The 13,720-nt window shown below is 48.7% G+C and carries 12 protein-coding genes; all 12 read right to left on the reverse strand.

Annotation, left to right across the window (positions count from 1 at the left end):
* Positions 1-351 precede the first annotated feature (351 nt).
* The 12 genes from LI015_RS20655 to LI015_RS20710 all read right to left on the reverse strand — a co-directional run bounded on the left by LI015_RS20655 (position 352) and on the right by LI015_RS20710 (position 13,699).
* Entirely contained in the window at positions 352-840 is a 489-nt protein-coding gene (locus LI015_RS20655; protein WP_002571150.1) for a DUF6672 family protein, read from the reverse strand.
* On the reverse strand, positions 837-1,964 hold the full coding sequence (locus LI015_RS20660) for an ABC transporter permease (protein ID WP_002569317.1): 1,128 nt from the start codon (positions 1,962-1,964) through the stop codon (positions 837-839). The genes LI015_RS20655 and LI015_RS20660 overlap by 4 nt, the downstream gene beginning before the upstream one ends.
* A complete protein-coding gene (locus tag LI015_RS20665; RefSeq protein ID WP_002569318.1) occupies positions 1,961-3,040 on the reverse strand; it encodes an ABC transporter permease subunit in 1,080 nt (359 codons plus the stop codon). Before LI015_RS20665 ends, LI015_RS20660 begins: the two co-directional genes overlap by 4 nt.
* A gap of 13 nt (positions 3,041-3,053) precedes the next feature.
* Entirely contained in the window at positions 3,054-4,643 is a 1,590-nt protein-coding gene (locus LI015_RS20670; protein ID WP_002569319.1) for a sugar ABC transporter ATP-binding protein, read from the reverse strand.
* Between the two features lie 79 nt (positions 4,644-4,722).
* Complete coding sequence (locus LI015_RS20675) at positions 4,723-6,036, reverse strand: DUF3798 domain-containing protein (protein WP_002569320.1); 1,314 nt, start codon at positions 6,034-6,036, stop codon at positions 4,723-4,725.
* Between the two features lie 167 nt (positions 6,037-6,203).
* Positions 6,204-7,727 (reverse strand): sensor histidine kinase, encoded by a 1,524-nt coding sequence (locus tag LI015_RS20680; RefSeq protein WP_002569321.1) that lies wholly within the window; start codon positions 7,725-7,727, stop codon positions 6,204-6,206.
* Positions 7,724-8,404 carry a response regulator transcription factor gene (locus LI015_RS20685; protein ID WP_002569322.1) on the reverse strand — a complete coding sequence of 227 codons (681 nt, stop codon included), beginning with the start codon at positions 8,402-8,404 and terminating at the stop codon, positions 7,724-7,726. Before LI015_RS20685 ends, LI015_RS20680 begins: the two co-directional genes overlap by 4 nt.
* Positions 8,405-8,639: 235 nt before the next feature.
* Positions 8,640-8,963 carry a DUF1292 domain-containing protein gene (locus tag LI015_RS20690; RefSeq protein ID WP_002569323.1) on the reverse strand — a complete coding sequence of 108 codons (324 nt, stop codon included), beginning with the start codon at positions 8,961-8,963 and terminating at the stop codon, positions 8,640-8,642.
* Between the two features lie 93 nt (positions 8,964-9,056).
* On the reverse strand, positions 9,057-9,599 hold the full coding sequence (locus LI015_RS20695; RefSeq protein ID WP_227126278.1) for a cob(I)yrinic acid a,c-diamide adenosyltransferase: 543 nt from the start codon (positions 9,597-9,599) through the stop codon (positions 9,057-9,059).
* Entirely contained in the window at positions 9,596-11,422 is a 1,827-nt protein-coding gene (locus LI015_RS20700) for an ATP-dependent helicase (RefSeq protein ID WP_002569325.1), read from the reverse strand. The genes LI015_RS20695 and LI015_RS20700 overlap by 4 nt, the downstream gene beginning before the upstream one ends.
* 11 nt (positions 11,423-11,433) lie before the next feature.
* A complete protein-coding gene (gene gltX, locus LI015_RS20705) occupies positions 11,434-12,885 on the reverse strand; it encodes a glutamate--tRNA ligase (protein ID WP_227126281.1) in 1,452 nt (483 codons plus the stop codon).
* A 109-nt stretch (positions 12,886-12,994) separates the two neighbouring features.
* Positions 12,995-13,699, reverse strand: coding sequence for a hypothetical protein (locus tag LI015_RS20710; protein WP_002569327.1), 705 nt, complete (start codon positions 13,697-13,699; stop codon positions 12,995-12,997).
* Positions 13,700-13,720: the final 21 nt, after the last annotated feature.

Genomic DNA, 13,720 nt, shown 5'->3' on the forward strand with positions numbered 1-13,720 from the left:
TCAGGGTTTTACATACTGTCTAATCTTCAATTATCAAGGTTCTTTGTTGTCGGCTTGTTCAGCAGCAACTTTTATATCTTATCACAGTCGCTTGTGTTTGTCAACAACTTTTTTCATTTTTTTATTTCTTATTCTCTTGCGTTTTTGGTACTCACCGCAGCGCAAGAGATATCTTACCAGATGTTTCGACAAATGTCAACAATAATTTACAACTTTTTTTACACACCTCTTTTACACACTTTTTTACACAATACAGCCCATGCATTCGCACGGGCTGTATCAATCAACTTCATGGTTTTATCGGCAGCGATATAGCACTTACAGACTGTGCCTGTTACAGATATATAACAGTTATATATCTGAAGGTATCCCTTCTGCCGGAATTCCGTCAACCGGAATTTCATCGGATGATGATTCGCTCTCCTCTTCAACCACCTCCGGCGCAACCTGGAACTCGGACAGGTATGCTTCCTCAGGAAGCCCGGCCAGATACGCAGGCAGGTTGATGGCAATGCCGTCCATATGATGCGGCAGGGAAACGGTCACATCGACCATCTCTTCGCTTCCGCCTTTTTCCTGAGTAATTTCCAGAGTCATTTTAAAGGTCTGGCCAATACAGGTAGCCATGCCTCTCTCCTTATCCCGGAGTTTTGCTACCTGTTCACCGTCCACATACACCACTACCTTATAAGGTGTGGTATAGGTCTGACCATTATAATCAATGGACTTATTATCTATATACACCGTATGTCCGCGGCCAATGACCATCATAATACCTGCGATGATGAGCAGGAGTAGGATTGCTCCTATTCTGAATAGAATGGTACGTTTCGCTCTCAATTCTCCCCCTCCTCACTCTGTGCAAGCTGCAGCATCTGACCAGCCTTGCCCTTAGCTCTTCGTTTTTTCGTCTCATACATGATAAGAGCAACGGTGATAACACCATAGGAGATGAATACACGGAAATACTCACCAATCATGGAATCACCGGTAATGGTTGCGCCTGCTTTGGGCGCCACAATGAACATCAGGTGGAACAGGATGACTCCAAGGAATACGTTGCCAATGGATGCCCTGTCAACAGAGGCTCCGCCCACAAGCAGGGCTGCGATACAGAACATACCAATCTGTGTATGGGAACTGTAGGTGGAAATATTGCCCATGTTCTGCAGGTAGATAACCATGCCAAGTCCGGCGAAAACCGTTGACATGATAATGGCGATAATACGGGTCCTCTCCACCTTGATGCCTGCGTCACCGGCTACATCCATATCCTGGCCAACGGCACGCATGTCCTGGCCCAGCTTTGTCTTGCGGAACCATATGATAAACAAACACAGCAGGGCAATGATAATAAGGGTCAGTACCGGAATCTTGACACCTCCGATATGGATGGCCAGAAGATTGTCCAGATACTGCCTCATATGAAGAAGGCTGACCGTGTTGCGGACACCATAACCTCTTGGCAGCTTAATGGAGGAATGGATAATCGGAATAATGGAGCCCATCATATACAGAACCACCAGCTGATACAGACCATTCATGAAGAAGCTGATGATATAGCTGGTAACCATCTCCCTGCCTTTGGCCATGTTGAGCATCTTACCGCAGAAAAGGCCCAGCAGAATGGAAATCGGTATAGAAATGATCATGGCAAGGATAATGCCGGGTATTCCCCATATCTGCCAGTCGGCCACAAAGATAAGGCCGATTTCACCTGCCATAGCGCCCAGCGTCATACCGAAGTTAAGTCCCATGCCGGCCATAATGGGAATCAGCAGGCTCAGGATCAGGAAGGCATTCCTGCCCAATCTGGTGACAATCTCATTGAGCAGATACCCCGGAGAAAAACCGGATATCGGAATGCAGACGGCGCAGATAATGATAAACATCAGCGGCACAGAGTTATTCCGAACTAGTTCGAGAATGCTATTACTGCCGTTATTTTTCTGTTTTTTACTCATTTTGATCCCTCCGTCTTTCTGGTCAGAGCATAAAGAATCATACCGTTGGAAACAACGATACGGATAACCTCGCTCATATCCATATGAATCATGGAATTCATTACCGTTGGGGTCATGGTAACAATGCCCTGGAACAGGAACGTACCTATGATTACATTGGTAATGGATGCCTTATTGACTGAAGCGCCTCCAATCAGGATTGCAGACACTGCCGGAAGCGCCATATAGAAGGGCGCCATGTAAAGCTGGATAAAGCCGAAGCCCTGCTCATACATCAGGATGCCCACCGCGGCAAGCCAGGTAGACATGATAACGGAAAGCATTCTCGTCTTATCAATATTGATGCCGGATGCCCTGGCAAAATTGGGATTGGAGCCCACTGCTGTCATGGCAGTACCGGTCTTGGTGTGAAGGAACGCCCACATAAGGAAGGCAAGAAAGGCAAAGAACAGGAGGCTGCCTGTAGGTATGGAAATCTTACCAATATTAATCTGCAGGAAATTGGCCAATGCCTTATCGTAAAAACCCTCCAGTGAGATTGTTGTACGAAGGCCTTTGCCTGACAATCCCCAAACCATGGTGGGACTGCTGTATGGCAGTAAAAGCCACATCATACACATAAAGGATACGGATGAAAAGCCCACATAAGTGGCAATCATCATCTCGCCGCCTTTAATCTTGTTGAGCAGCCAGCCGTAGCCGCCGCCAAAGATCAGCGCAAACGGAGTAGCTATCAGAATAGCCATGAAAAAGCTGACAGGTCCGGTAAAGCCAAACTGAATGGACATGGTCGCACCCAGAAGACCGGAGATAATGCCTAACGGAAGGCCGAAATTAAGCCCGCAGCCCGAATGCACCATGGGCACCATTGCCAGTACCAGGACGGCATTCCAGCTGAAACGGTTAATCGTGTTGGTTATCTGTGTGGGAAGATCCGCTCCGACGATTGGCGCCAGAATGAAAAGCGCCAAAAGAAATCCGGCAATGATCAGCCTCGGCAGACCGAAGTTGTCAATCAATTCCCTGATTTTCGTCTTCTTCCCAGGATTTATTGTACTATCTTGTATTTTTCCCATGCTGTCTCCCCCCTTATTTAACCTGGCTGACCATGAGCATACCGAATTCTTCTGAAGATTCGGTCGCCGGCAGGATTCCAGCAATCTTACCGCCCGAAACAATGGCAATACGGTCACACGTGGTCCTCAGTTCCTCCAGCTCAGAGGAAATCATGACAACGGTAACTCCATGCTCCTTGTTGAACTGCTTAAGAGCATCCAGTACCAATGATTTCGCGCCCACATCAATACCTCTCGTAGGCTCGGATACAAACAGGAATTTAGGTTCAAGTGCAAAGGCCTTTGCCAGACACACTTTCTGCTGGTTTCCACCGGAAAGCTCCTTTGCCTTTTGCTTGGAGCTGGTGCATTTTATCTTTAGCTCGTCTATGTATTTCTGGGTCACTTCGTGGATTGCCTTTTCATCTCTCCAGGTAATCATTCCTCCAAGGTATTTCTTGAGGAATTTATCATGAATCTGCATGGCTGAAAATGCAATATTCCACTCAAGGGTTTCATCGAGAAGGAGTCCCACGTCCCTTCTGTCCTCAGAAACAAAGGCCAGAGAGGCGTCCAGACATTTTCTTGGGTTGTTAAGAGGAATGGGCTTGCCGTCAAATTCCACTTTGCCGCCCGCCTCGCACAGCCCCATGATTCCGTTTGGAATGCCCAGCTTTCCCTGACCGGCCAGTCCGCCTATACCAAGAATCTCGCCTTCCTTGATATCAAGATCTACATTGCGCACTGTCTCACCTGACATATCCACCCAGAGATTGCGGATAGACATGATATTCTTTGCATCCGGATTAATCCGGATATCCGCCCTGGCCGTGGTCTGGATATTTCTTCCCACCATCCACTTTGTAATATCCGCAACATCCGTTTCCTTTGCAGGCACGTCCTTTACAACGTAGCCGTCCCGCATGATAACCACCTTGTCACAGACTGTCAGAATCTCATGAAGCCGGTGTGTAATGAAAATCACGGCAATGCCTTTGGCAGCCATGCCGCGGATGGAATCCAGCAGTGCCTCTGCCTCTTTTTCCGTCAGAACAGCCGTCGGCTCATCCAGTATCAGCAGTTTCAGATTATCCTTGCTGAGCTCTCTCGCGATCTCAGTAAACTGCTTATGACCCACGGGCATATCGCTGATAACCATTTTGGCGTCAATCTTAACGCCCATCTTATCAATAGCCTGCTCAGAACGTTCGGCCATCTCCTTATAATCAAGGGTATCTAATCTGTCACCGAAAATTTCCGAGATTATATTCTTTTTCTTTGGTTCACGGTTGAGCAGTATATTATCTGTTGCCGTGAATCCCGGTATTAATGAAAATTCCTGATGCACCATGCCGATTCCGGCCTCCAATGCATCAAAGGGTGTTGAGAAGCTGACCTTCTCGCCATTAATCAGGACGTCTCCGCCATATCCGCCGGTTTCCCTAATCACATCCATTCCAAAAAGGAGTTTCATCAATGTACTTTTACCGGCACCATTTTCACCGACAAGACCCAGTACCTCGCCGGCATTCAGTGTAAAGTTAATATCAGTCAAGACCTGATTGCCAAAAAAATCCTTCTTGATATTGCGCATCTCCAATAAGGGAGTGTTGTTATTCATCATATTATGCCCACCTAACACAACAGGGGGGAGAGAAACCCCTCCCCACTGTTCTCCGTACTTATTTTTATTAGTAAGTGTCTTACTTGATGGTGAAGTATTTCTCTGGAACCTCAATCTTAGTAGAACCCATGAAATGTCCTGGATCGCCCATGATATAGGTATCCTGATATACCAGGAACACATTGTCTAACTTAACGCCGGTTTCCACATTGGTGTAATTGGAACCATTCCACTCAGCCTTAGGAGAGAATACCTGGTATGCCTTTGCAATATCATCAATGTCATCAAGCTCACTCTCGCCATTGAGGACGTTCAGTGCATGCTGTGCAAGGCCGGCAGATGTGGTATATCCATAGGAATATGCCCATGTACCGAAGTGGTCAGCTCCGCCTTTTTCAACGATAGTGGACTCAACCTTTGCAAGAATCTTATCAAAATCACCAGCTTCAGCAGTCAGATCGATACCAAGAGCGCCTGGATAACCCATCAGCGGTGAAGGAAGATCTGCTTCGATGAAGTAGCCGCCGTATTCCATAAGCTGCTTTAACAGCGGCTCTGTATGGGCGTCATTTGTACAGAAGTAAGCGGCGTTCTCGCCGTACTTCTCAACCCACTCCGGAACCTTCTCAAGTATGTACGCCTGAGCACCGGCAACACCTACGTCAGAGGTTGGATCCGGAGCTGTCTCAAGTACGAATTCCATGCCGAATTCCTTGCAGGCTTCCTTCATAACAGCCACACGGCGGCTCATAGTCTCATAAGCCATGTGACGCGGGAAGGAAATATGTACAAACGTATCACAGCCCAGTTCATGAGCGGTACGGATGATCAGGTAGCCACGGGCAACGAAGTCGTTGTTGCAGACCAGGTCAGCTGCGCTGCCAATCTCAGGAAGATCCTCATGTCCCTCGCCGGCAATACAGAGAATGTCAGGGCGGGTCTCTTTGATCTTACGGAAAGCCTCGGTTGTGCCTGGAACAGACTGGTTCATGATGATTGCTTTCATCTTAGGATCATCAGAAAGGTTGACAATGGTCTGGATGGTGGTCTCTAACTCCTCCGTGAAGTTGTCCGGATAAATAGCCAGCTTAACCATGTCCTCGCCGTACATAGCCTGGAACGCCTCAGCGCCACGCCTGTCATCCTCGGACTGGGATACGGAACCGGTTACGATACCAATGTGGAAATCGCTGGCTCCCTCTGTGTCAGATGCCTCAGAATCCTCTTTTTCATCCTCTTTTTTGGCATCATCCTTTGCCTCTTCCTTCTGAGCCTCGGTAGCCTGGGTATCAGCTGCCGCTGCGCTCGTACCTGTGCCAGAAGAACTGCCACAGCCAGCAAGCCCTGTCACCATGGCTGCTGCAAGCATAACGCCTATTAACTTTTTTCTCATACTTACCTCCAAAATTTTTTTTACAAGGGGACAACAGTTACTTTTTAATTGTAGCATATGCTCATATTTTGTCAATAGTTATAAAATCCATTTTGGCGGCGGTCCAAATTTATGCACATTTCCAAATTGTCAAAAAGAACTGTAAAATACTGTATTTTAAGCCATTTTTATACCCCGCTGTCCACTGTAAACCAGAACTCCACCCCCCCGTCCACATTTTCAACACCGCAGGATTTGTTGTGTGAATCCATGATTGCCTTGACAATGGAAAGTCCGATGCCGCTGCCTCCGTATTCCCTGGTCCTTGCCTTATCCACTTTGTAGAACTTGGTCCAAAGATTATCCAGATCCTCCTCGGGTATATGCTGCCCTGTGTTAAATACCGTGATGCGTACCTGGTCCCCTTCCCTGAATATGCTGATAGTAATTTGCCGCTCCCCGTCCAGGTGATTCATGGCATTGTTCAGGTAGTTGGTGATGACCTCCTCTATCTTAAACTCATCCGCCCACACCCATACAGGCTCCTTCTGTTCAAATACAACCCGGGCCTCCTTTTGCTGCAGCAGAATGCCGGCTGATGCCAGGATGCCGCGGATCAGGGCTGTGATATCAAACCGTTCCATCACAGGCATGTCGTTGCCGAATTCCAGGGCGGTCAGGGTCAGGAGCTGCTTCACCATCTTATTCATCTTTCCGGCTTCGTCCATGATGACCTCACAGTAGTAATTCCGGCTGTCCTCATCCTCCGCCATGCCCTCAGTCAGCCCCTCTGCATATCCCTGTATCAGGGCAATGGGGGTCTTAAGCTCATGGGACACATTGGCAATAAACTCCTTGCGGGTTTCATCAATTTTTATCTTTTCCTCAATGTCCTTTTGCAGCTCGTTATTGGCTGTCTTAAGCTCACCAATGGTATCCTTAAGCCGTTCCGACAATGTATTCATGCTGTGGCCCAGAACTCCAATCTCATCCTCCGAATCCCCTGTGTAGCGCGCCTCAAAATCCAGCTCCGACATTCGGGCGGACAGCGCTGCAAGGGAACGTATGGGCGACACCACCTTTTTGGTTGCATAGTACATGAGGGCGCTTCCCAGCACAAGGGCAGCAAGTCCCACATAAGCCAGGAACTCATTGGATATGCTTACGCTGTCGTGAATGCTGGCCAGGGGCATGGACATGATAAACATGGTTCTGTTATCGTCAAAAAAACCCCAGCTCTGGAGGTAATATCCCTGTGACCGTCTGTCATATATCTTCTGCACCTGATGGTCGTCCTGGGATATCAGGGTCTCCGTCCTGGGGTCGATGATTCCTAATATATAGCGGTGGAGAGCATCTGCCAGGAATTTTCCGTCCTTTGCCAGCGGAATCAGCTCTCCGGTAATGCTGTCCTGAATCACGATGGTCGTATTATATTTGTCGTTCATGAGCCGCAAGAGACGGCTGGCTTCTGTCTGCTCCCCGTCGTTTGAGTACAGGCTCTGCAAATCTTCCGTGATATTCTCGCCCAGGAACTCCTTGTCCACAGCAATGGCATTCAGGTTTTCATAGGCATTTTCCAAAAGCTGCAGCTTTTGTTTGGTATAGAAGCTCTCCAGAAAAAAGCTGTTCACCGCCCACATGCTGACCAGCACTGCTGCCATCAGACCAATGAATATCATGGTGAATTTTACTCTTATGGAATGCTTCATCCTTCGCTCACCTCAAATTTATAGCCCATGCCCCATATGGTCTTGATATATTCTCCTTTTTCCCCCATTTTGCTGCGCAGCTTCTTTACATGGGTGTCTATGGTACGGGCATCTCCAAAGTAGTCATAATTCCACACATTATTCAGAATCTTTTCCCTGGAAAGGGCGATTCCCTGATTTTCCACAAAGTAGGTGAGAAGCTCAAACTCCTTAAAGCTCAGATCAATCTCCTGTCCGTCAATGGTGACCTGATGGGCCGCCTTATCAATGCAGATTCCTCCCACATTCACGCTGTCCGTAGAGGCCACATTGGTCCTCCTAAGAATGGCCTCCACCCGTGCCACCAGAATCTTGGGGCTGAAGGGCTTTGATATATACTCGTCCACTCCCAGGGAAAAGCCCTGGAGCTCGTCACGCTCCTCGCTTCTGGCTGTCAGCATGATAACCGGTACCTGGGAATATTTGCGGATGGTCCTCAGAACTTCCCAGCCGTCCATTTTCGGCATCATTACATCCAGAAGAACCAGTGCAATGTCCTTTTGCGCAAAGAATACGTCCACTGCCTCCTCGCCGTCGCCTGCCTCTATGACTGCAAACCCTTTATTGGTGAGAAAATCCTTTACCAGCTTTCTCATTCTGGCTTCGTCGTCCACTACTAATATCTTAAGTGTATCCATGATACTGCCTCCTTACATATAATCTGGCCTTTTTTCATTCTTTTATAGAAATTATTTTAACAAAAATCAAGGAATATTTCCATCATTTCACACAAGTTTCACAACTAAGGGGCAGCTGTTCAGACGGCGGGAGAATTCTCGCAGAAACAGCACCGTCGAAACGTTTCACCGGAGAATAAAGGAAAAGCTCCGGGATTTCTCCCGGAGCCGTTCACCTGTATCTTAATTATCCAGATTATTCTTCCTCGTCCTCACCAACCAGCTCGTCGTATTCCTGGGCATCCAGAAGTTCGTCAAATGCTTCAGCCACGATTTCGTACTCATCGTCATCCTCGATATTGTCCAGGTTAGGGGTTCCGTCCTCAGTCTCGCTATAGCGGTACAGATATACCTCGCCTTCCTCTGAGTCAGCGCCCTCCATAGGCAGAAGGGCAATGTATTCGTGCTCTCCCGCGTTAAAAACGGTCAGCACCACGCACTCCACTTCTGTATCATCATCCAGAGTAAGGGTCACTGTCATCTCCTGCTCTTCTTCATTCAGCTCTTTCTCATCTGCCATATCCTGATTCCTCTCTTATTTCCTTAAATTTAGGCTTGTTTCTTTTCTCTTACACTCTATCAGACTCACCCTGAAAATGCAAGAACATATTCTCTAATATTCGATTCCTTCCCTTGCTCCGATTCCCCTCTCGTAGGGATGGCGCCTCATAACCATCTCTGTGATATAGTCCGCCTGCTCCTGCAGGGCCTCTGAGGGACAGCGCCCTGTGAGGATGACCTCCAGGGAAGCCGGTTTTTCTTTAAGGGCCTTTATCAGCCCGGACTCGTCCACAAACCCCAGATTGCAGGCTCCAATGGCTTCATCCAGCACCAGCATGTCATATGGTTCCTCCCCGCCCGCCCCCAGGGCCATGTTCCAGGCCGTCAGTAGACAGTGGTCATAATACAGTGCAGCTGCCTTCCGCTGGGACTGGGTCATGTTCCAGGAAAAACCGAAGTTCTGGTCGCAGGGCAGCACTGTAATGCCGGGTATATGGACCAGGCCATTGACCTCCCCCGAATCATCCGTCTTAAGCAGCCTGGCCACCAGTACCCGGTATCCCCGTCCGGCAGCCCGCACAGCCGCACCTATAGCTGCCGTGGTCTTTCCCTTTCCATCTCCGCAATAGATCTGGACCAGCCCCGTTTCAATCATCCCTCTGCCTCCTCTGCAAACCTTGATATTGCCTGTTTCTTGCGGTACCGCTCCTTCACATGGTAAATATGGAGCCTCTCCTTTGCCCTTGTCATAGCCACATAGAACATTCTGCGTTCTTCCTCCACATCCGGATCCAGAACCGCCTTGTGATGGGGCGTGACGCCTTCATTGGCATCCAGGATATAGACCACCCGGAATTCCAGTCCCTTGGCGCTGTGCATGGTCATAAGGCTGACGCCCTGACGCTGCGCATCCCTGTCTGCCGCCTGTTTCTTAAGCTGTTCCTTGTATTCCTCCATATGGATAAACCAGTGTTCATACGTCTTAAAGCCGGCTGCGCTCTCCTGAAGCTGGTCCAGTACCTCAAAGAGTTCCTCCGGCTTCATCCTTCTGGACTGGGCATATTCCCGGATATACTCATCGTACTCCACTGCCTTCCGGATATAATTGACAGCTGCAGCCGGAGCCATGTTCCTTAACATCGCCAAATCATATTCCAGCTGCTCAATCCGGTCCATCATCCAGTTCTTATCCTGGTAAAAGGATTTCACCGACTCCCAGCTGACCTGCTGGCCCTCCAGGGCATCCCGGCTGACGTAGCGCTTGGGACGGTTGATGATTTGAAGCACATTGGAACGGCTCAGATCTCCTAATGCGGCCCGGATATAGGAGATTACATTTCCGGCTATCCAGTGCTCATACAGATTTGGCACCGCATCCCTCATGTAAAAAGGTATGTTGTATTCCATGAGCTTGGAAATCAGCAGCCGCGGCCCCACGTTGGTCCGGTAGAGCACCGCCATGTCATTGTAGGAGATACCCATGGAGGCATAGTCACGTATTTCCGTGACGATTCCCAGAGTTTCGTCCATAGGTTCCTGCCATGCCTTTATGATGACCGGATGTCCGTTCCCTCTTGCCGCCTTGATCTCCTTTGGAAAACGGGTCCTGTTGTGTGAGATAACCCGCCCCGCAGCCTCCACAATCTGGCGGCTGCACCGGTAATTGGTGTCCAGGAGAATCTTTTTTGCATCGGGATAATCCCGCTCAAAGCCCAGCATCAGCTCCGGCTTTGCCCCGCGGAACCGGTAAATGGACTGGTCGTCATCCCCGACGATGAACAGGTTGTTTCCGGGAAGAGCCAGCATTTTCACAATCTCATACTGAATCCGGTTTATATCCTGGAACTCATCAATTAATATGTACCTGTATTTGTCCTGCCATGCAGACAGTATATCTTTTCTTTCCTTAAACAGCTCATAGCACATCACCAGCATGTCGTCAAAATCCAGCAGCCGGTTCTGTCTCAGCCGTGCTTCATAGCCCCGGTACAGCTGTCTGAACATATCCTCAGAACAGTTTTTTGCATAATAATGGTCCATGTCCATGAGTTCGCCCTTCACCATGCTGATTTCACTGAGCACAGAGGATATGAACTCCCCTTCATCCTCAACTTCCAAATCGCATTTTACCAGCATTTCCTTCATGTACTGAATGCGCTGTTCTTCCCTTACAATGTCTGCGGCCTTATACCGGTAAGCCAGTTTGAGAATCAGAAAAAAGACAGAATGAAAGGTCCCGAAGGAAACCCGGCTGCATCCTGCCTGTGCAATCTGTTCATAGCGCTCCTTCATTTCCCTGGCCGCTGCCCTGGTAAATGTGATTACCAGAATATGGGAGGGATCCACGCCTGCTTTTTCCGTAAGATAACGGACCCGGTTGGTGATGACTGTCGTCTTGCCGGAACCGGGTCCTGCCAAAACCAGCATAGGACCTTCCCTGTGCCGGATTGCCGTTTTTTGTGCGTCGTTAAATGCCATTTACTAGATTCCTATGCCTCAAGCATCTGTATCCCTTTGCGGATTCTGGCCAGGGACTCTTCTTTGCCCAGAACTTCCATGATTTCCGTGGCTCCGGCCGGCGTCATCTGCTTACCTGAAACAGCGGTGCGGATGGGCCACATCACAAAGCCGGTCTTAACCCCAGTGTCCTCCACATATTTTGAAAGGACACCGTAAAGGGCATCGTTGGTAAAATCATTCTGTGCTTCCAAAAGAGGCAGCACATCCGTTAAAACCTTAAGTGAAGTCTCCGCGTTGGTTTTCATCTTCTTATGGGTGTACATGGCCGTATCGTATTCCGGAAGGGCCTCAAAGAAATCCACATGGTCCGCAATGTCGGGGAACACTTCAATCCTTGTCTTGACCATGGCAGCTATCTTCCTGAGATCCAAATCCCTGCTGACAGCTGCCTTCAGATATGGCTCAGCCATCCCGTAGAAGGTATCAAAATCCATTGCCTTCATATATTCGCCGTTCATCCACTTAAGCTTTGTCATATCAAACACAGCAGGGGATTTGCTCATGCGGTGGTAATCAAATTCCTTTACCATCTCCTCCAGGGAGAATATTTCCCGATTGTCCTCCGGTGACCAGCCCAAAAGAGCCACGTAGTTCACCACGGCCTGGGAGATAAAGCCCTGCTCCAAAAGGTCCTCAAAGGAGGAATGTCCGCTTCTCTTGCTCAGCTTATGATGGCTCTCATCTGTAATCAGCGGACAGTGTACATAGACCGGCACATCCCACCCGAAGGCGGCATAAAGCCTGTTGTACTTGGGTGATGAGGACAGATATTCATTTCCCCTTACCACATGGGTAATTCCCATCAGGTGGTCGTCCACCACATTTGCGAAATTATAGGTGGGGTATCCGTCTGACTTGATGAGGACCATATCATCCAGCTCGGAGTTGTCCACCGTGATATCCCCGTAAATCTCGTCCTGGAACGTGGTGGTTCCCGTGGCGGGATTGTTCTGGCGGATGACATAGGGCATACCTGCTGCCAGGTTGGCTTCCACCTCTTCTTTGGATAAACGGAGACAGTGCTTGTCATATGTCATGATTTCCTCTCCATTTACAGTTGTCTTAAGGGAAGCCAGACGCTCCGGTGTACAGAAGCAGTAATAAGCCTCTCCTTTTTCCACCAGCTTTTTTGCGTATTCCAGGTAAATGCCGGATGCCTGGCGCTCACTCTGGACATAGGGGCCGCATCCGCCGTCCTTGTCAGGTCCTTCGTCATGAATCAGGCCCGTGTCCTTCAGGGTCTGGTATATGATCTCCACTGCCCCTTCCACGAAACGTTCCTGGTCTGTATCTTCAATACGGAGAAGGAAATCCCCTCCCTCATGCTTTGCTATGAGATAGGCATACAATGCCGTCCTTAAATTTCCCACATGCATCCTGCCTGTGGGGCTGGGTGCATACCTTGTCCTTACTCTGCTCATGTTAAAGTCTCCTATATTCTTCTCAATCTGATAACTCAAAAACCATTATATACCGAAGGTTGAAAAAAGACAATGCCTGTTTTCACAGGCACTGTCCCTTTCTTCTTACCTATTTGAATGTTGCGTTGTTTACCTCATCAGAGAACTTGCTTAAGTCCTGAGGCATCCAGGCAATCTTTTCCTTGCCGCTTACATCCACCTTGACTCTCTGGCACTTGATGGTCAGCTCAGTCATCTCTTCTGATGGCTCCATCTCGCCAATCTTTGTCATATACTGCTTTACAGCATCCTGCATCAGCTTCTGAAGGGCATCCTCATCACCGGCCATGATAGCTGCTGCTGTGTCTTCGTCGATGTTGTTCTGCATATCGGTCATAACGTCTACCATGATATTCTGCATATCGGTCATGGAATAGCTCTTAACCTTCAGAAGTACGGTGGTCTCGTCCTTGCTCTGGTCTGTGATCTCGGTGCTGTAATCCAGCTTGTCAATCAGTCCCTGAAGGGCATTGGACATTTCCTCTACCTCTTCGTCAGAGAACTCAATGCCTGCAGCCTCAAATTCTGACTTGAACATGGAAACCAGGTCTGTCTCAGCGGAATCATCCATCAGGGCGGTCTTTACATCTTCCTCAGAAGCAAATCCCAGCAAATCCTTCATAGGAGTCGCATTTTCCTTAACAGACAGCTCATACAGTGCTCCCACTACCTGGTCTGCCGGTTCCAGCTTCTGCTGGCATCCTGTCAGTGCAATGCTGCACACAGCCATAACGGTTGCGGCCAATACCGCAAAATTTCTCTTCATGTTTCTCATAAACTTATCTCCTCTTTAATT

It is taken from the genome of Enterocloster sp. 210928-DFI.2.20 (assembly GCF_020554465.1).
Taxonomy (GTDB): Bacteria; Bacillota; Clostridia; order Lachnospirales; family Lachnospiraceae; genus Enterocloster; species Enterocloster bolteae.

Bases quoted from the DNA above. Each gene is read 5' to 3' on its own strand.
- LI015_RS20660 (WP_002569317.1), bottom strand. From the start codon at position 1,964: ATGAGTAAAAAACAGAAAAATAACGGCAGTAATAGCATTCTCGAACTA.
- LI015_RS20665 (WP_002569318.1), bottom strand. From the start codon at position 3,040: ATGGGAAAAATACAAGATAGTACAATAAATCCTGGGAAGAAGACGAAA.
- LI015_RS20670 (WP_002569319.1), bottom strand. From the start codon at position 4,643: ATGATGAATAACAACACTCCCTTATTGGAGATGCGCAATATCAAGAAG.
- LI015_RS20675 (WP_002569320.1), bottom strand. From the start codon at position 6,036: ATGAGAAAAAAGTTAATAGGCGTTATGCTTGCAGCAGCCATGGTGACA.
- LI015_RS20680 (WP_002569321.1), bottom strand. From the start codon at position 7,727: ATGAAGCATTCCATAAGAGTAAAATTCACCATGATATTCATTGGTCTG.
- LI015_RS20685 (WP_002569322.1), bottom strand. From the start codon at position 8,404: ATGGATACACTTAAGATATTAGTAGTGGACGACGAAGCCAGAATGAGA.
- LI015_RS20690 (WP_002569323.1), bottom strand. From the start codon at position 8,963: ATGGCAGATGAGAAAGAGCTGAATGAAGAAGAGCAGGAGATGACAGTG.
- LI015_RS20695 (WP_227126278.1), bottom strand. From the start codon at position 9,599: ATGATTGAAACGGGGCTGGTCCAGATCTATTGCGGAGATGGAAAGGGA.
- LI015_RS20700 (WP_002569325.1), bottom strand. From the start codon at position 11,422: ATGGCATTTAACGACGCACAAAAAACGGCAATCCGGCACAGGGAAGGT.
- gltX (WP_227126281.1), bottom strand. From the start codon at position 12,885: ATGAGCAGAGTAAGGACAAGGTATGCACCCAGCCCCACAGGCAGGATG.
- LI015_RS20710 (WP_002569327.1), bottom strand. From the start codon at position 13,699: ATGAGAAACATGAAGAGAAATTTTGCGGTATTGGCCGCAACCGTTATG.